Source organism: Asticcacaulis tiandongensis (assembly GCF_006475605.1).
In the GTDB taxonomy this organism is placed as follows: domain Bacteria; phylum Pseudomonadota; class Alphaproteobacteria; order Caulobacterales; family Caulobacteraceae; genus Asticcacaulis; species Asticcacaulis tiandongensis.
Genome location: NZ_SSBC01000010.1, coordinates 593,559 through 612,176, shown reverse-complemented (window position 1 = coordinate 612,176; position 18,618 = coordinate 593,559). Strand labels below are relative to the sequence as shown.

The following is an 18,618-nucleotide window of genomic DNA, read 5'->3' as shown; positions in this document are numbered from 1 at the left end:
TGACTACAGTAGTCGGAATTATTAAGTCCTCTGCGCTAAGGCTGAAAGCCCTGCAAGTTCGTGCGGTGTAGCACACTCTTTTCGCTTTGCGCAGGTTTTTCGTCATAAGGATCGGATATGAAACTATCGACTAAAGGACGATACGCGGTCATGGCCATGACGGATCTGGCGATGAATGCACAGGGGCGTCCGATTTCCTTATCTGAGATATCAGAACGTCAGCAGATATCGCTGTCCTATCTTGAGCAGCTTTTTGCCCGTCTGCGCCGTGCCGGACTGGTGCGGAGCGCGCGCGGGCCGGGGGGCGGCTACAGTCTGGCGCGCTCTTCGGAAAGCCTGTTTGTGTCCGAGATCGTGCTGGCGGTCGATGAACCCATTAAGGCGACGCGGTGTGCCCACACCTCAAACAAGCTGGGGGCCAACAAGCGTCTGTCGCCGGAAAATGCCGCCCGTGAGATTGGCTGTATGCCCGGCGGGCAGCGCTGCCTGACGCATAATCTGTGGGAAGATCTGGGCTTTGCCATTCATGACTATCTTTCGACTGTTTCGCTAAGTGACGTGGTGCACAAGCGCACCCGTAAAACCGTACGTATCGAACCCTTTTCGCCCTCATTATTGGAAACCGCCTGACCTATGGCCCCTAAGCCGCTCTATCTTGATCATGCTGCCACTTCGCCCGTCAGGCCCGAAGTGCGCGAAGCCATGTTCGCGGCGTGGGACATCGGGGCTAATGCGTCTTCAGTGCATGCCTTGGGACGTAAAGCCAAGCTGTTGCTTGAGGAGGCGCGTGATGCGGTTTTACGCGCCATTAACGGTACGGGGCCTGCGCGTCTGGTGTTCACGTCGGGCGGCACAGAGGCCAATCAACTGGCGCTGCGTCAGGCGAGGGGCTTTGACCGCGTGATTGTATCGGCCACCGAACACGACAGTATATTCAAATCCGCCAGTGCGACGGGCGTGCCGGTGACGGTTGCGCCGGTGCTTGGGAACGGTTTGATTGATATTGCCGCACTGGAGGTGCTGCTTGCTCAGGAGGAGCGTTCGTTCGTCTGCGTCATGCGGGTTAATAATGAAACCGGCATTATCCAGCCGATTGAGGCCATTGCGCCATTGGTCAAGGCTGTGGGTGGGTGGCTGCATGTCGATGCCGTGCAGGCGCTGGGTAAGATCGAGGTCGATTTTGAAGCGCTTGGGGCCGACAGTCTGGCCTTTGCGGCGCATAAGATCGGTGGCCCGCAAGGGGTTGGCGCATTCGTTTATGATGCCGACCGCGATATTGCGGCAGCGGTCACCGGTGGCGGTCAGGAATTCGGTCTGCGGGCAGGAACGGAAAATATCGCAGGCATTGCCGGTTTTGCCGAAGCCGTGCGTCAGATGGGTTTTAAGGGCAATGACGGGCAAGCTGATGCCGAAGCGGCTCTCGTTGCCGCTGGCGTGACTATTATCGGGGTCGATGCGCCGCGCGCCGGTGGCATATCTTGTTTCACAGTACCGGATTGGTCGGCGCAGTTGCAGCTTATCCATATGGACATGAACGGCATTTGCGTGTCCTCCGGTTCGGCCTGTTCTTCGGGCAAGGTTAAATCCAGTCGTATACTTGAGGCCATGGGGCTTCAGGGTGTGGCAGATAAGGCCTTGCGTGTATCTTCGGGCTGGAATACCAGCCCCGATGACTGGCAGCGGTTCGTGGCGGTATGGTCGAAAGGCTATGCGGCGCATAGATCGCGCCAACTGAGTAAAGTAAAGGAAAGCGCCTGATGGCAGCGGTCAAGGAAACCATTGATACGGTTCAAAAACTTGAGACCTATGAGCATGGTTTCGTCTCGGACATCGAGATGGAATATGCGCCCAAGGGGCTTAATGCGGATATCGTGCGCTTTATTTCGGCGCGCAAGAACGAACCTGAGTGGATGCTTGAATACCGTCTGGCGGCCTTTGAGCGCTGGCAGTCGATGGATGAGCCTGACTGGGCCAAGGTCAATTACCAGAAGGTTGATTATCAGGACCTCTATTATTATGCCGCGCCTAAGGCCAAGCCGAAACTGAACAGCCTTGATGAGGTCGATCCTGAGTTGCTGGCGGTCTATGCCAAGCTGGGGATACCGCTGAAAGAACAGGAAGTTCTGGCCGGTGTTGTCGGCTCGCCGAAATATGCGGTGGATGCCGTGTTCGACAGCGTGTCAGTTGTGACGACCTTCAAGGACGAGCTGAAAAAGCATGGCGTGATCTTTTGCGCCATCAGTGAAGCGATCCGTGAATATCCCGAACTGGTGAAGCAGTATCTGGGGACCGTGGTGCCTGTGTCGGACAACTACTTTGCTGCCCTCAATGCCGCTGTGTTTTCGGACGGATCGTTTGTCTATGTGCCTGAGGGCGTGCGTTGCCCTATGGAGTTATCGACCTATTTCCGTATCAATGCGGAAAATACCGGTCAGTTCGAGCGTACCCTGATCATCGCCGACAAGGGGGCCTATGTGTCCTATCTTGAGGGTTGCACCGCGCCGATGCGTGATGAAAACCAGCTGCATGCGGCGGTGGTTGAACTGGTGGCGCTTGAGGATGCCGAGATCAAATATTCAACCGTTCAGAACTGGTATCCGGGCGATGCCGAGGGCAAGGGCGGTATCTATAACTTTGTGACCAAGCGCGCCGATTGCCGCGGGGCGCGGTCAAAAGTGTCCTGGACGCAGGTGGAAACCGGTTCGGCGGTCACCTGGAAATATCCGTCCTGTATCTTGCGCGGTGACGACAGTGTGGGTGAGTTTTATTCCATCGCCGTCACCAACGGGATGCAGCAGGCCGATACCGGCACAAAGATGATCCATCTGGGTAAAAATACCCGCTCACGCATTATCGCCAAGGGGATTTCGGCAGGGCGGTCGTCTTCGACCTATCGCGGGCTGGTGTCGGCCCATGCCAAGGCTTCGGGTTCGCGGAATTTTACGCAGTGCGACAGTCTGCTGATTGGTAAGACCTGCGCATCGCATACGGTGCCCTATGTGGAGTCCGATACGGCTTCGGCGCAGTTTGAACATGAAGCGACGACCACGCGCCTGTCTGAGGATCAATTGTTCTACGCACAGCAACGCGGCCTGACGCAGGAAGAAGCCGTGGCGCTTCTGGTCAATGGTTTCGTGCGCGATGTGTTGCAGGAACTGCCGATGGAATTCGCCGTTGAGGCACAGAAACTGGTGGCCATCAGCCTTGAAGGCTCGGTAGGCTAAAAAGAGAAAAAAATGACAATGCTGAACATCGAGAATCTGACTGTAGCGGTCGAAGACAAAACCATCCTCAAGGGCCTGACGCTGAATGTGCCCGCCGGTGAGGTGCATGCCATTATGGGCCCGAACGGGGCGGGTAAATCGACGCTCGGCTATACGCTGGCCGGTCGCCCAAACTATGAGGTCAGCGCCGGTTCGGCGACACTGAACGGCGAAGACCTGCTGGAGATGGAGGTGCATGAACGTGCCGCCGCCGGTCTTTATCTGTCGTTTCAGTATCCGCTGGAAATTCCCGGCGTTCCGGCCATGACCTTTATCCGCACCGCGCTCAATTCACAGCGTAAGCTGCGTGGCGAAGATGAAATGTCTGCACCTGAGTTTCTTAAAGAAATCAGGGCCATAGCCAAGACACTTAAGATCGATGCGGATATGCTCAAGCGTCCGCTGAATGTCGGTTTTTCGGGCGGTGAGAAGAAGCGCATGGAAGTGCTGCAAATGGCGCTTCTGAAGCCGAAATTCCTCATCCTTGATGAAACGGATTCCGGTCTGGATATCGATGCGCTCAAGGTGGTGTCCGACGGGGTCAACGCCTTACGTGCGCCTGATCGCGGGATGCTGGTGATCACCCACTATCAGCGTTTGCTGGATCATATCAAACCCGACCGCATTCACATTCTGGTGGACGGTAAAATCGTTCATTCCGGTGGGCCTGAACTGGCGCTGGAGCTTGAGGCGCATGGCTATGATCGCTATGTCAATGAGGCCGCCTGATGAACGCGCCTGCCCGTAAGCTGGATATTTTTGATCCCGCGACCTATCCAACGCGTCGTGATGAGGAATGGAAATATTCCGACCTGTCGCGTGCCTTGCGTGAAGCGCCAAAGGCCGTTGGCCTGTCGCATATTCAGGCCGAAGTCGCCGATTTCAACGGCTTTTACTGGCACTGTGCCGGTGATGGTCAGTTGGGCGGGCTTCAGGAAGCCGTAAATCAGGCCAAGGGCCGCCTGTATCTCGATATGGGCGATTTTGGCACCGAAGGTGAAGTGTCCGGTTATCAGGGTGAGGGGCATATCCGGCTTGGGGCCGGTGAAAGCCTGATCCTGCTGGAGGACTATACCGGCGCTTTTGATTATGCCGCCCATACGACGATCCATTTTGAACTGGCCGAGGGTGCCAGCCTGATCCGCGTGGTCATTCTCGATGAGCCGGAAACGGCGACGTCGGTGCGCCGGTCAACCGTTAAAACTGCGCCGGACAGCGTTTATAAGCAATATGTCTTTGCCACCGGTGCGGCGTTTCAGCGTTTTGAAACCCATGTCGATCACGCCGGTCATGGGGCGGTTGTCGAGATGAACGGGGCTTACCTGCTCAAGGACAAGGCGCATTTTGACTACACGACGCGCGTGCGTCACGCTGAGATTGACGGCGTTACAAATCAGCTCATCAAGGGCTTGGTCAAGGATCGCGCCACGGCTGTGTTTCAGGGACGCATACTGGTCGAGCGTGGCGCGGACGGCACCGACGCCCGCATGCACCATCAGTCCCTGATGCTCAATGACGGGGCGCGGGTGCGGGCTAAGCCTGAGCTGGAAATCTATGCCGATGACGTGCAATGCGCGCACGGCAATACCATTGGCGCGATGGACGAGGCGGCTTTGTTTTTCTGTCAGTCACGCGGCATGGATGAGGCCACGGCGCGGGCATTACTGATGCAGGCTTTTGTCTTGCCGGTGGCTGAACAGATCGAAGACGAAACCGTGCGCGACATGGTGCTGAACTGGATTGAACACAAGGCCGGAGGATTCTATGGCCTTTGATGTACAGTCTGTGCGGCAGGATTTTCCGATCCTGTCGCGGGAAATCAATGACAAGCCGCTGATCTATCTCGATTCCGGTGCGTCGGCACAAAAGCCTCAGGCCGTCATTGACGCCATGAGCGGGGCCATGGCCCATTCCTATGCCAATGTGCATCGGGGGCTGCATCGTCTGGCCAATGAGGTCACGGATGCCTTTGAGGCCGGTCGCGAGACTGTGGCTAAGTTCATCAATGCTGCCCGTGTTGAGGAAGTCATCTTCACCAAGTCGGCAACGGAATCGATAAATCTGGTGGCCCAGACCTTCGGGCAAACGCTTCAGGCCGGTGATGAAATCCTGATCACGGAGATGGAGCATCACGCCAATATCGTGCCCTGGCACATGCTGGCGCAACGCAGCGGCGTGGTATTGAAATGGGCACCGATCCTAGATGACGGCTCACTGGATATTGAAGCTTTTGATACGCTTTTGACCGATAAGGTTAGGATTGTCGCCATTGCCCACATGTCCAACGTGCTGGGAACGATCAATCCTGTGAAGGCCATTGTGGCCAAGGCTCACGCCGTCGGTGCAAAAGTACTGATCGATGGGTGTCAGGGGGTCGTGCACCTGCCGGTGGATGTTCAGGATATCGGCGCTGATTTCTACGCCTTTTCCGCGCATAAGCTCTATGGGCCAACAGGTCTGGGGGTTCTGTGGGGGCGTTATGACCTGCTTGAAACTTTACCACCCTGGCAGGGTGGCGGTGAGATGATAGGCAGCGTCTCGAAAGAGCGTATTACCTATGCGGATGTTCCGCACCGCTTTGAGGCGGGCACACCGGCCATCCTTGAGGTCATCGGCCTGAAAGCGGCCATTGACTGGTTGAACCAATGGGATCGTGAGGCGGGTGTCGCCCATGAACAGGCCCTGTATCAGCGCGCCCATGCGGGCCTGAAAACCATTAATTCGGTGCGAATCTATGGTGAAGCGGCGGAAAAGGGGTCGATTCTGACCTTTTCTCTGGCCTCTGCCCATGCCCATGATGTTGCGCAAATCCTTGACCGATACAATATAGCTGTAAGGGCAGGGACACATTGTGCGGAACCTTTGATGACCCGTTTGGGGGTAACCTCAACGGTTCGTGCGTCCATCGCCCTTTATAATACCGAAGCTGAAATCGACGCGCTTATTGCCGGTGTCGAAAAGGCGCAGGGTTTCTTTGAGTAAGGTGTAACATGACTGATGCCGCCGCTGATCACAGAGAACAGTCTGAGCTGTTCACCCAAGCCGAAGCTCCGCCAGCCGTAGAACCGCTGAGTGAAGATGAGATCTCGCGCCTGACCGAAGAAATCATCGCGGCGTTTAAAACCGTGTTTGATCCGGAAATCCCCGTCGATATCTATGAACTGGGTCTGATCTATCGCGTCGATATTAATGACAGCCGCGAAGTGGTGGTCGATATGACACTGACCGCGCCCGGTTGTCCGGTGGCTGGCGAAATGCCCGGCTGGGTGCAGAATGCCGTAAAGGGGGTTCGTGGCGTGGCCGACTGTCAGGTCAATCTGGTGTTTGATCCGCCGTGGGAGTCGTCGAAGATGAGTGACGAAGCCAAGCTGCAACTGAACATGTTTTAAACATCACCCCAAAAGCGATTCGCTAAGGCTTAGTGTCCTTTTGGGGTGGGTTAATGGAGTGATGAGATGGAAGCGTCCGGTCAACCCGTGATTACGCCGCGGATACGTCGCCCTAGACCGGCGGTAGTATCCCTGACTGACAAGGCAGCGGATCAGGTTAAGGCCATTATGGCCCGCACCGACAAGACGTGCATTGGCCTGCGTATCGGCGTGAAGCAGGGCGGCTGTGCGGGGCAGGAATATGTCCTGTCCTATGCGGAAGCCGCTGAACCGCTGGATGAGGTCATTACCGACAAGGGCGTGACCATACTCATCGAGCCTAAGGCCGTGCTTTATCTGGTCGGTACGGTTATCGACTATGAAACTACAAAACTGGCATCGAAATTTGTGTTCAACAATCCGAACGAGACCGATGCCTGTGGTTGTGGTGAAAGCGTTACCATCAAACCGGTATCGGCGTAGTTGCTTTTAGCCAGTCAAGGGCCTCGTCCATGGTCTCAAAGGCACGATTTTCGTCTTTGTGAAGCAAGGCCGGGTCAAATGTATTTATACGTGCGCGTGTAAGCGCGTCGGGTGAAAGGATGGCCGTTTTGCGGTGTGGGGCCGTGGGTGGTTTCTGATCAACCCACCAGGCTTTCAGGCGCTTAACATCCTCATATTCGTAATGGCCGATGGCGTGACGGTAATCAAATAACCGGTTATAGATCCACACCTCTTTAACAATACTATGTGCCGCAATAAGCTGATCTGTCAGTGTGGCGCTAACGATAGTCCCACGCACCGAAAATGAAATGAGCTTAAGTGTTTCATCCACCTCGGTCCGAACGCGAAATCCCTCTTGCATTGGTCACCCCTTATTTTTGATAGACAGTAAGGGGCGGGATATTAAAAAAGCCTGATTTTACGCATTTAACAAAATCATAATATGATTTAATCGTTGATCATTATCGACGCTTTTGCGGGTTCACCTGTGGCTTCGGCAATCAGATTTTGGGTTGCGGTTTCTATCTGATCCTGAAGGAGGGCCATAAATTCGGCCTTCTCCAGGCCGGGCATAATTGGTGGCAGAAATTCAAGAACCGCCGTGCCTGATTTCTTTTCAAATTTTTCTTCCTGCCAGAACAGGCCGAGATTAGTGGCTACCGGCACGACCGGACGGTCAAAGTTTTTATACATATGCCACACGCCGGAACGATAGCGGCGATAGGTGCCCGGCGCATTGAGATGGCCCTCAGGGTAGATCAGTATATGGCGTCCGTCTTTGGCGGCCTGAGCGGAACGGTCACTCAAGGCTCTGCGTGCTTCATGCCCGCCGCAGTTATTGACGACGATGGCGCCCAGCTTGCGCAGAAGTGTGGCCATGAACGGATATTTTTCCAGATGGTCGCCGGTGACAAAGGCCAGATCTGCAAACTGCGAATAGATGCAGAAGCCGTCACCCCATGACTGGTGTTTGGCGGCAAAAATGACGGGTGTATCAGGGATGTTTGCCTTCCCGCGTACCTCAAGGTGAATGCCGGCAATATGGCGCATGCCCCAAACCATCCGGCGTGTGTAGCGCTGAATAACCCATAAAACAGGCTTGCGTCCGGGCATAAACGACAGCCCTAAAGCGAGCAGGCTATAGAGGATGGAGGTAAGCCAGTAGAAGGCAGAGAACAGGAAAGAGCGCATATGATTATCACAGAGGGGACAGGATCACCTCTGTGTAAATACAATTTGAACAATGTTCAATATGTATTTTCAAATTGCGGGCCTCAGGCGGCCGTGACGTCTTTCTGATTTGTGGCGGGCGCGCAGGTAACGCGATTGCGTCCGGCATTCTTTGAACGGTAAAGCGCCTTGTCTGCCCGATCCAGCAGATCAAACGCGTCTTCACCGGCATCACGTTGGGCCAGACCTGCAGAAATCGTCACGGTCCCCAGATCTTCGTTAGTAGAGCGGCGTTTAAGCACGCGCGAGGATATTTCCTGACGCGCTTCGTTCAGAAGACGCTCAACCGTATCAACGGTTTCACCCGGGAAGATCATGCCAAATTCTTCTCCACCGTAACGCGCTGCCAGACGCGGCGGGCGACCCATGCGCGCCAGCACCGAAGCGACATAACGCAGAACCTGATCACCGGTCTGATGACCCCAGGTGTCGTTAAAGCGTTTGAAATGATCGATATCGATGACCGCCAGCGTCAGGACGGCTTCCGATTCGGATTCACAGAACTTATCCAGCGCTTCGTCAAATGATTTGCGGTTGGCCAGATTGGTCAGGGCGTCCGTCATGGCTTCCATGCGAACCTGATCGAGGTGCTTGCGCAGGCGGGACACTTCGCGTGAGGATTCGCTTAGGCGTGTTTCAAGCGAGTTATGCTGCTGAAGGACGCGCTGGGTTGCTGTGGACAGTTCATTAACAAGCGTTTTCAGGCGTCCGGTATCCACATCCACAGCCATATCTGTGTGGGCGGCCTGAAGGGTCTGGCTGTAATGTCTCTGGGCCTTTTGCGCTTCGCCGATAACTTCGGTAATCGAGGCGAGTTCACGCGTCAGCTTAAGACCGGCGTCACGCACCTCATCATTCAGCTTCATGCGCAGAATGAATTTCGACGCCAGACTTTCGGAAATTTCCTCGGTAATCGTCTCGCCTGCATTTACGAGGCGCAGGATTTCCTGTGACAGGGACGAACTGGGGTCGCCGGCGACATGAAGCCACAGCTCATAATTCAGTGGCGTCGGCCATACCCCATGGGCCTCCATTAATCGGAGCGCTTCCTGAGCGAGTGCATAGGCTTGCGGACTTCTTACGCTTACTTCTATGTCGTTTGTCATAGGGGCTCTCAGGGCTTACCTTGGGTCGCGATTTTACGACGCCTTGATCTTACTCAAACTTCTCTGACAGGCGGTTAACAGGAATGTCTTTTTTATTTTTCCTGACCGGCATAGGCGCTTCTGAGGAGAAATGCCGGGACATGAGCACCAAATCCGTTGCCCTCAATATCATTATCTGTTGATTTTACTGGCTTTTTATCGACTTTAATTGGTTCAAGATCACGGTCAGGTTTTGCAGATGTTTTCTTGTTTCCACGCGGTTTGCGTTCCGGTTTCACTTCAAGAGGCGTTTCAGGCGGCGTTTCTGGAAGTTTTTGTTCAGCCGGTTGTTCACTTTTGCGCGGCCGATCCCGTGGCGTGTCCTTGCGACGTGAAGGTTTTTTATCGGCAAAGGCGCGGTTCTGACGTTCGGCGGCTTCTTCAAGCCCGGTCCAGTCAACCTCAAGCTCAAGCGCCTGAGGTTCCTGCTTAATGAGCTTCAGAACCTTGTCGTAGTTTTTTTCGTCATTTGCGGCCAGCAACAGATAGGCTTCGCCGGTACGCCCGGCGCGACCGGTGCGGCCAATGCGGTGCACATAGTCATCGGCATGATGAGGCACGTCAAAGTTAAACACATGACCAACAGCCGGTATATCAAGGCCGCGCGCCGCTACGTCTGAGGCCACCAGCAAGGTCAGTTCGCCCTTGCGGAAGGCATCCAGCGTTTTCATACGCAGGCCCTGATCGAGATCGCCATGAATAGGGGCGGCATTAAAGCCGTGAACGCTCAGGGACTTGGCGACAATATCGACATCGGTTTTACGGTTGCAGAAGACAATACCGTTCTTAATGTCGAGCGTACTGATCAGGGTGCGCAAAGCCATGCGCTTGGCCTTGGCGACAACTTTTGTGCTGTTGTGCGGCACGCGATAGACATACTGGGTGATGTTTTCACCTGTTGTCGCGGGACGTGACACCTCGATACGCACGGGATTTTTCAGGAAGGCCTGAGTCAGACGTGTGATTTCCGGCGGCATGGTGGCCGAGAAAAACAGGGTCTGACGCGATGGCGGTGTCAGCTTGAAGATGCGCTCAATGTCAGGGATAAAGCCCATGTCCAGCATACGGTCGGCTTCGTCGACAACCATGATCTGAACGCCATTGAGCATTACCTTTGAGCGTTCAAAGAGGTCAAGCAGGCGTCCCGGTGTCGCGATCAGCACGTCCACGCCCTTATCGAGCTTGGCGATCTGATCGTTCATCGACACGCCACCAATCAGCAGCGCCCAGTTCAGCTTGCAGTATTTGGCGTATTTCTCAAACGCCTCGGCAACCTGATCGGCCAGTTCACGGGTCGGGGCCAGAACAATGGCGCGCGGCATACGGGCGCGGGAGCGGCCAGCCGCCAGACGTTCGATCATCGGCAAGGTAAAGGCGGCGGTCTTACCCGTTCCGGTCTGGGCGATGCCCAGCACGTCAAGGCCGGTCAGCGCCACAGGAATCGCCTGCTCCTGAATGGCGGTAGGTGTGTCATAGCCTGTATCGGTAACGGCTTTTAAAACATCTGGACTAAGGCCGAGTTCGGTAAATTTGGTCATATATACGTAAGGGATAAGAACCGGAAAAAGGACGGAAAATCGTCAGGGCACCGCGAGGGGGCGCAAATCCACGTATTTCACACGCGAGTTCGGGCTCTCTACTAACAGAATTTATGAAAAATGACAGAGATTTGTTTGGATATAATTACCGTCAAAGAACCTGAAGGGCAGTTACACATCCAGGTCTTCGGCGGCAAATTCGGCATTTTCCTGAATGAAGCGGAAACGCAGTTCCGGTTTGCGGCCCATCAGGGTTTCCACCAGATCCTCGATTTCTGTCTCGTTCTCAGGCAGGGTTACCCGCGCCAGCGTACGGGTTTTAGGGTCCATTGTGGTTTCTTTGAGTTGCGCCGGCATCATTTCACCAAGGCCTTTAAAGCGGCTGATTTCTGGTTTCTTGCCTTTGAATTCCTTTTCGAGAATTTCAAGGCGGTGCGCATCGTCGCGGGCATAGAAAATCTTTGTGGCCTGACTGATGCGGTAAAGCGGCGGCATGGCCAGATACAGGCTGCCCTGACGGATCAGGCTTGGCATGGTGCGGTAAAAATAGGTGATGAGCAGGGACGCAATGTGTGCCCCGTCCACGTCAGCATCGGTCATGATGACGATGCGTTCATAGCGCAGATCGTCATCCTTGAACTTCGCTCCCGGCTGAACCCCAAGCGCCAGACCCAGATCGGACAGCTCCTGATTCGACCGAGCCTTGTCGCCGGTAGCCGAGGCCACGTTGAGGATTTTACCACGCAAGGGCAGAATAGCCTGTGTCGTGCGGTTTCGCGCCTGCTTGGCGGAGCCACCCGCCGAATCACCCTCGACGATGAACAGTTCGGTGCCCTTGGCGTCCTGGCGAGAGCAGTCGGCCAACTTGCCGGGCAGGCGCAGTTTGCGCGTCGCGGAGGCGCGTTGCACTTCCTTGTCCTTACGGCGCTTCAGGCGGTCTTCGGCGCGCTCGGCAATGAATTGCAGCAGGCGGTCAGCCTGTTTGGGCGATGAGGTCAGCCAGTGATCAAACGGGTCACGCAGGGCGTTTTCAACCAGCTTTTGCGCTTCGCTGGAAGACAGGCGATCCTTGGTCTGACCCTGAAATTCAGGATTACGGATAAAGACGGAAATAACCACACCAGCATGGGCCACCACGTCTTCGGCGGTGATGATGCCGCCGCGCTTGTCGCCGGTCATTTCCGCATAGGACTTGAGCGAACGCGTCAGGGCGGCGCGCAGACCCGCTTCGTGGGTGCCGCCGTCAGGGGTCGGGATGGTGTTACAGTAGGACTGCGTAAAGCCATCATTTTCGCCGAAACCGGCCCCTGACCAGACGACGGCCCATTCCACGGCTCCGGCTTCGCCTTTACGTTCGACGCGACCGGAGAAAATGTCTGACAGGGTTTCGGTGTCCTGTACCCGTTCAGCCAGATAATCCGCCAGACCATTGGGGAAATAGAACTTGTCTTCGGTCGGGGTCTGATCGGTAATTTGCGAGGCTGCACATTTCCAGTGGATCTGAACGCCGCGGAACAGATAGGCCTTGGCCTTGGCCATGCGATACAAACGGGCCGGGCGGAAATGGGCACCGACGCCGAAAATTTCGGCATCCGGATGGAAGCGCAGGCGCGAACCGCGTTTTTTAGACGGAGAAATCTGCTCAATTGATTTCTGGGCGTGGCCGCGGGAAAAACTCTGGTGCCATTCAAAACCGTCGCGCCAGATGGTCACATCCAGATGGTCAGACAGGGCATTGACCACGGAGACGCCGACGCCATGCAGGCCGCCTGAGGTTTCATAGGCCTTGCCGGAAAACTTGCCGCCCGAGTGCAGAACCGTCAGAACCACTTCGAGGGCAGACTTGCCGGGATATTTGGGGTGTGGATCAACGGGAATGCCGCGACCATCATCGCGCACACTCAGGAAACCGTCAGCATCGAGTTCAACCCAGATCGCCTTGGCGTGACCGGCTACGGCTTCGTCCATGGCGTTGTCGAGGACTTCGGCGAACAGGTGGTGCATCGCCTTTTCGTCTGTACCGCCGATATACATGCCCGGACGCTTGCGTACCGGCTCAAGCCCTTCGAGCACCTCAATTGAGGCGGCCCCATAGCCACCGGGTTGCGCAGGCGCGGGCGTGGCAGCAGACGGGGCCGGTTTGGGCGCCGGGGCGCTGACGTCATTAGAGGCGACGTCATCAGAACCAAACAGGGAAGATAGCGGCGTAGGAGGTGAATTCGACATGAAACCATACTGAGGTGATTCGGTTGCCTTGATGAATCCGGCAGGTGGGATTCATTGGGGGCAGTTACCAATGCTTTAGACATAAAGAAAAGGCCGCAAACCCGAAAGGGTCTGCGGCCAATTTTTTAACAGCTTAAAGACAGGTCTTAGAAAGCTGCCTTGATGCCGAGAGTGACTTGTTCCTTCGCGAGGCCACGGCCAGCGGCATTCCATGCCATGTCGTGGTCGCCCGTGTCATGGTAACGCAGGTCAAGTGAGATAACTTCGGTCAGGTCGTAACCCAGACCAACGTTCCAGGTGGTGTAGTCACCACCATCAAACTCTTGCTTGCCGATAGCGCCCGACAGAGACAGCTTGTCGGCGACCGGATAGGCGGCGTTCAGTTCGTAGTATGGGTTTTCAAGTGTTTCCCAGTTTACGTACAGAGCCGAACCGATGGTGCCACGGCCGAGCGGGTGGTTGAAGGCGGCCTTCAGTTCACCGGTGTTGTCGATGTCGTCTGAATCCGGATAGGTGTAGTAAACAACGCCGAAATCGAAGTTCCAGTTACCAACGGTCGGCGTTACACCGGCATAGAAGTCCAGCTCAACGCTGGCGTCGTCGTCGAAATCAACGGTCGAAGCCCAGGCGCCGGCGTAGAAGTTGCCGTTGGTGTAGTCGATACCGCCCTGAACGGCGGCGTCTTTATTGGACTGCGAAATGCCGCGCCATACGTAGTTGTTCGTCGCGCCGATGTTGTAGCTGAAGGCGCCTTCGGCCATGGCAGGAGCAGCGACCAGTGCGCTGAGAGCTACGGCGGCAAGGAGGAGGTTTTTCATGATCTGTATCCCTAATTATGATTCATTCGGGCAAGGCCCAATACGCGGTAAATGTATAAGGCAAGCTTTATATGTGGTGTGTTTAAACCTAGCGTTAATCTAGACTTTTTTTTGTCGCATAACACCCCCCGACACACGTTTAGAGATGGTTTGATGTAAAAATGTCACGAAAGGTTAATGGGGGATGATTTTGTCTTATAAATATCTGGAGTTATTGGTTTTATGAGATTTTTATACGAATCGTGTTTCGAATTGATACCTTGAACGGCTGTGAGCATTTCTGGGCTTAGAGGTAACTATGTCACATGAAAAAGCCGCCCTGAAACAGGGCGGCTTTTCCGTTTTTGCACAGATGTGCAGGCCTTAGAAGGCAGCCTTGAGGGTAACGGCTACGCGTTCCTTGGTCAGGTTGTAGGCTTGAGATCCGCCCAGGCCAAAGTCCGAACGCTTGAAGTCTGTGTCGTGATAACGCACGTCAACCGAGAACACGTCGGTGATGTTGTAGCTGCCACCCAGGTTCCAGGTGCCGTAAGAACCGGCGTCTGCAACTTCATAGGTGCCGAAAGCGCCCGAAACAGCGAACTTGTCGTTGATTGGGTAAGCGCCGTTGATTTCAGCGTAGTAGGTGTCGAAGGTGTCGTCAGTGTTGGTGTAGTAAGCTGCACCAACCGAACCAGCGCCCATCGGATAAGACACAGCAGCCTTAAGCTCAGTTGCATTCAGGTCATCTTCTTGCGGGTAAGCATAGTAGATAACGCCGAAGTCGAAGCTGAAGTTACCAGCGGTAGGCTTGATGCCTGCGTACAGGTCAACTTCGTAGTCAGCGTCGGTACCGAAATCAACGGTCGAAGCCCATGCACCTGCGTAGAACAGATCCTTGTTCCAGTCGATGCCGCCTTGCAGGGCAACGTTTTCATCGCTCTGGCTGATGCCGCGGAATACGTAGTCGCTGGTCAGGGCAACATTGTAGCTTACTTCGGCAGAAGCTGCACCAGCAGCGAACAGGGCGGTAACGGCCGTAGCAGCCAAAAGAAGTTTTTTCATTTTTAATTCCTCAGAAGGGTTTTTAAACCGCTCCGAGACGTTTCTCCCAAAGTCATGACTTCATCTTATGTGAAGCTTTTGTGACCTTGTGTATTCACCATACAGGTTCCGCAGGCCTTGCCAAGATGGGTGTAATTGAAACACATTTTGTGTGGCAATTTTACACTAGCGCTAAAATAGCGCCCATTACAAATAACGTTAATATTTTGAAATATTAACAAAAAATGGAGCGCTCATTTCTGAGCGCCCCATTCATTTGTGCAACAGTCTTTAGATTAGTGATCCATGGCTTCGCCGTGCAGGGCGCGGTCAAGACCGGCTTCTTCATCCTCTTCGGAGACGCGCAGACCTGTGGTGTATTTACAGATCAGCAGGATGATGAAGGTACCTACACCCGACCAGATGATGGTGAAGATCAGGCTGGTGAACTGGGTCCACACGCTTGCACCTTCAGCCGCGGCATTGATCAGCGGATCGGCAAAGACGCCGGTCAGGATCGCACCGAGGAAACCACCGGCACCGTGGATGCCGAAAGCGTCGAGTGAGTCGTCGTAGCCAAGCAGCTTCTTGATCCATGAGGAGAAGATGTAGCAGACGGGGCCCGCAATCAGACCGATGATCAGAGCGCCGGTCGGGTTTACGAAACCAGCGGCCGGGGTGATGGCCACAAGACCGGCAACCATGCCCGAAAGGATACCCAGCAGCGAAGGCTTGCGACGGATGCTCCACTCAACGATTTTCCATGTCAGGCCTGCGGCACAGGCGGCGATCATGGTGTTGAGCAGGGCGGTAGCGGCCAGTGAGTCGGCGGCGCCTGCGGAGCCTGCGTTGAAGCCGATCCAGCCAACGAACAGAAGTGAGGCACCGATCAGAACGAAGATCAGGTTGTTCGGTGGCATTTCTTCGGTGCCGTAGCCTTTACGGCGACCCAGGAACAGAGCGGCTACCAGACCGGCTACACCGGAGTTAACGTGAACAACCGTACCACCGGCAAAGTCGAGCACGCCTTCTTCCCCCATGAAGCCGCCACCCCAGACCTGGTGACAGATCGGTGCATAGACAAACACGGTCCACAGCGACATGAACAGAATCAGGCCCGACAGCTTGATACGCTCGGCAAAGGCGCCGGTGATCAGGGCTGGGGTGATGATCGCAAATGTCAGCTGGAAGGAGATCCATAGCATTTCAGGCAGTGCAGGCACGACGTTGAAAGCGGTTTCAGGCGTGACACCGTTCAGGAAAGCCGCATCAAAACCGCCTATAAACATATTTACGGTTGAGGCGGGCAGGCCGAGAACGGGGCCGGTTGGCGTACCGAAGGCCAGACTGTAGCCAACGACAAACCACAGAACGGTAACCACGCAGGTAACGGCAACGGATTGGGTAACTGTGGCGATAACGTTCTTCTTGCGCACCATACCCCCGTAGAAGAGCGCAAGACCGGGAAGGGTCATCATAAGAACAAGTGCGGTGGAAATCAGAATCCAGCCGGTGCTGGCTTCATTTAGTTCAAGTGGCACCTGATGGCCCAGAAGGGCGGGAGCAGGGGCTTCCTCAGCTGCGGGCGCCTCGACGGGCGCAGCTTCAGGGGCGATGGCCGATTCCACTACCGCTTCAGCCGAAGCGACCGTGGCGTCAATGGCCGCGTTTGCGGCGGGTGCCGCCATGAGCAATGCAGCGGCGACCGCTGTGGCTCGAGATAGTTTTAACCAGGTTTTCAAGGTATCCCCCTTGGGTAAGCGAAAGTGGGGTGGCAGATATTGCACGTGCTAACAGTGCGTCTGGAATGCCCCTTCGCAAAGGGATTTCACGGTCATTTCAAGGCTATAGACAGTCTTGAAACGCGGGTGCGTCTTTTATGTTTCAAATTCAACTATATTGGCACGAAATAGCCTTAATTTGATTTGGTTTCATTTGATATTATATTGGTATCAATTGAAACTATAATTTTGACCCCTGGTTTTGGGCTGTGAAGAGGGTGAAAAACAACAAAAAACAAGCCGCCCAAATGGACGGCTTGTTCTTATAATTCAATGCTTTGAGGGGCTGTGTTTAGCCCTTGTAGTAAAGCTCGAATTCGATTGGGTGCGGACGCAGTTGCAGCGCCATCACTTCTTCGGTCTTCAGTTCGATGTAGGAATCGATGAAGTCGTCATCGAATACGCCACCCTTCTTGAGGAAGGCGCGGTCCTTGTCGAGGGCGTCCAGAGCTTCAGCCAGGCTGCCGGCAACTTCGGGTACAGACTTTTGCTCCTGGGGCGGCAGATCGTACAGGTTCTTATCGGCTGCGGGGCCCGGATCGATACGGTTTTCGATACCGTCAAGACCGGCCATCAGAAGCGCGGTAAAGGTCAGGTATGGGTTGCCGAGCGGATCGGGGAAGCGGGCTTCGATACGCTTGCCCTTAGGTGAAGATACCCAAGGAATACGGATCGAGGCCGAACGGTTACGGGCCGAGTAAGCCAGCTTAACAGGGGCTTCGTAACCCGGAACCAGACGTTTATAGGAGTTGGTCGAGGGGTTGGCGAAGGCGTTGATAGCCTTGGCGTGCTTGATGATACCACCGATGTACCACAGGCACAGGTCGGACAGGCCAGCATATTTATCACCGGCAAACAAAGGCTTGCCATTCTTCCAGATCGACTGGTGAACGTGCATGCCCGAACCGTTGTCACCATACATGGGCTTCGGCATGAAGGTTGCCGTCTTGCCATAGGCGTGAGCAACGTTTTGTACGACGTACTTATAGAGCTGTGTACGGTCGGCCATGGTAAGCATGTCCGAGAACTTCAGGCCAAGCTCGTGCTGGGCTGGAGCCACTTCGTGGTGGTGCTTCTCAGGTTCCATGCCGAGTTCGCCCATGATCGCCAGCATTTCGCCACGCAGATCCTGTTCGGAGTCAATCGGGTTGACCGGGAAGTAACCACCCTTAGGTCCAGGGCGGTGGCCCATATTGCCTTCGGCATAGGTTTTCGACGAATTGGTCGGCAATTCGACCGAGTCAAACGAGAAGCCTGTGTTGTAAGGATCGATCGACCACTTAACGTCATCAAAGATGAAGAATTCAGCTTCGGGGCCGAAATAGACCGTGTCACCCACACCGGCGGATTGCACATAGGCCAGCGCCTTTTTGGCGATGGAGCGCGGATCGCGGTTGTAAGGTTCGTTGGTGTCCGGATTGATGACATCACAGAACACGAACAGGGTCGTTTGCTGGTAGAAAGGATCGATATAGGCGGTCGACAGGTCAGGACGCAGCTTCATGTCGGACTCGTTGATGGCCTTCCAGCCGGCAATCGAGGAACCATCGAACATGGTGCCGTCTTCGAGGAATTCTTCATCTACAAGGGCGATGTCGAAAGTCACGTGCTGCATCTTGCCACGCACGTCGGTGAAGCGAACATCGACGTACTTGACGTCTTTTTCCTTGATGAGCTTTAAAATGTCGTTTGCTGTCATTTTTGACGCCTTGGGTGCCTTAA

Annotated in this window: 17 protein-coding genes; 8 read left to right on the top strand and 9 right to left on the bottom strand. The window is 54.9% G+C overall.

Going from position 1 to position 18,618, the window contains the following annotated elements; translation table 11 throughout:
• Positions 1 to 117: 117 nt before the first annotated feature.
• From E5201_RS06850 to E5201_RS06815, 8 genes are all read left to right on the top strand, one after another.
• Positions 118 to 630 carry an Rrf2 family transcriptional regulator gene (locus E5201_RS06850; protein ID WP_140985328.1) on the top strand — a complete coding sequence of 171 codons (513 nt, stop codon included), beginning with the start codon at positions 118 to 120 and terminating at the stop codon, positions 628 to 630.
• A 3-nt stretch (positions 631 to 633) separates the two neighbouring features.
• Positions 634 to 1,758, top strand: a complete 1,125-nt coding sequence (locus tag E5201_RS06845; protein ID WP_140985327.1) for a cysteine desulfurase family protein — start codon at positions 634 to 636, stop codon at positions 1,756 to 1,758.
• The gene (gene sufB, locus E5201_RS06840; protein WP_140985326.1) at positions 1,758 to 3,224 is read left to right on the top strand and encodes a Fe-S cluster assembly protein SufB; all 1,467 of its coding nucleotides are present in this window, start codon (positions 1,758 to 1,760) and stop codon (positions 3,222 to 3,224) included. Before E5201_RS06845 ends, sufB begins: the two co-directional genes overlap by 1 nt.
• Positions 3,225 to 3,242: 18 nt before the next feature.
• Positions 3,243 to 3,992 carry a Fe-S cluster assembly ATPase SufC gene (gene sufC / locus E5201_RS06835; protein WP_140986069.1) on the top strand — a complete coding sequence of 250 codons (750 nt, stop codon included), beginning with the start codon at positions 3,243 to 3,245 and terminating at the stop codon, positions 3,990 to 3,992.
• On the top strand, positions 3,992 to 5,038 hold the full coding sequence (sufD, locus tag E5201_RS06830; protein WP_140985325.1) for a Fe-S cluster assembly protein SufD: 1,047 nt from the start codon (positions 3,992 to 3,994) through the stop codon (positions 5,036 to 5,038). Before sufC ends, sufD begins: the two co-directional genes overlap by 1 nt.
• Positions 5,028 to 6,245, top strand: a complete 1,218-nt coding sequence (locus E5201_RS06825; protein WP_140985324.1) for an aminotransferase class V-fold PLP-dependent enzyme — start codon at positions 5,028 to 5,030, stop codon at positions 6,243 to 6,245. Before sufD ends, E5201_RS06825 begins: the two co-directional genes overlap by 11 nt.
• Positions 6,246 to 6,253: 8 nt before the next feature.
• The gene (locus E5201_RS06820) at positions 6,254 to 6,652 is read left to right on the top strand and encodes an SUF system Fe-S cluster assembly protein (RefSeq protein WP_246050447.1); all 399 of its coding nucleotides are present in this window, start codon (positions 6,254 to 6,256) and stop codon (positions 6,650 to 6,652) included.
• A 66-nt stretch (positions 6,653 to 6,718) separates the two neighbouring features.
• Positions 6,719 to 7,114, top strand: a complete 396-nt coding sequence (locus E5201_RS06815; RefSeq protein ID WP_140985323.1) for a HesB/IscA family protein — start codon at positions 6,719 to 6,721, stop codon at positions 7,112 to 7,114.
• Here E5201_RS06815 and E5201_RS06810 read toward each other — a convergent pair.
• From E5201_RS06810 to glnA, 9 genes are all read right to left on the bottom strand, one after another.
• A complete protein-coding gene (locus tag E5201_RS06810; protein WP_140985322.1) occupies positions 7,095 to 7,496 on the bottom strand; it encodes a hypothetical protein in 402 nt (133 codons plus the stop codon). The two genes, E5201_RS06815 and E5201_RS06810, sit on opposite strands and share 20 nt — an antisense overlap.
• A gap of 86 nt (positions 7,497 to 7,582) precedes the next feature.
• The gene (locus E5201_RS06805; RefSeq protein ID WP_140985321.1) at positions 7,583 to 8,326 is read right to left on the bottom strand and encodes a lysophospholipid acyltransferase family protein; all 744 of its coding nucleotides are present in this window, start codon (positions 8,324 to 8,326) and stop codon (positions 7,583 to 7,585) included.
• Positions 8,327 to 8,409: 83 nt separating this feature from the next.
• Entirely contained in the window at positions 8,410 to 9,471 is a 1,062-nt protein-coding gene (locus tag E5201_RS06800; RefSeq protein WP_140985320.1) for a GGDEF domain-containing protein, read from the bottom strand.
• Positions 9,472 to 9,563: 92 nt separating this feature from the next.
• On the bottom strand, positions 9,564 to 11,048 hold the full coding sequence (locus tag E5201_RS06795) for a DEAD/DEAH box helicase (protein WP_140985319.1): 1,485 nt from the start codon (positions 11,046 to 11,048) through the stop codon (positions 9,564 to 9,566).
• A 171-nt stretch (positions 11,049 to 11,219) separates the two neighbouring features.
• Positions 11,220 to 13,274: a DNA topoisomerase IV subunit B gene (parE, locus tag E5201_RS06790; protein WP_140985318.1), complete on the bottom strand. Its 2,055-nt coding sequence runs from the start codon at positions 13,272 to 13,274 to the stop codon at positions 11,220 to 11,222.
• Between the two features lie 146 nt (positions 13,275 to 13,420).
• Positions 13,421 to 14,092, bottom strand: coding sequence for a TorF family putative porin (locus tag E5201_RS06785; protein ID WP_140985317.1), 672 nt, complete (start codon positions 14,090 to 14,092; stop codon positions 13,421 to 13,423).
• Between the two features lie 363 nt (positions 14,093 to 14,455).
• A complete protein-coding gene (locus tag E5201_RS06780; RefSeq protein WP_140985316.1) occupies positions 14,456 to 15,136 on the bottom strand; it encodes a TorF family putative porin in 681 nt (226 codons plus the stop codon).
• A 275-nt stretch (positions 15,137 to 15,411) separates the two neighbouring features.
• Positions 15,412 to 16,857 (bottom strand): ammonium transporter, encoded by a 1,446-nt coding sequence (locus tag E5201_RS06775; protein ID WP_246050440.1) that lies wholly within the window; start codon positions 16,855 to 16,857, stop codon positions 15,412 to 15,414.
• A 331-nt stretch (positions 16,858 to 17,188) separates the two neighbouring features.
• Positions 17,189 to 18,595, bottom strand: a complete 1,407-nt coding sequence (gene glnA / locus E5201_RS06770; RefSeq protein WP_140985315.1) for a type I glutamate--ammonia ligase — start codon at positions 18,593 to 18,595, stop codon at positions 17,189 to 17,191.
• Positions 18,596 to 18,618: the final 23 nt, after the last annotated feature.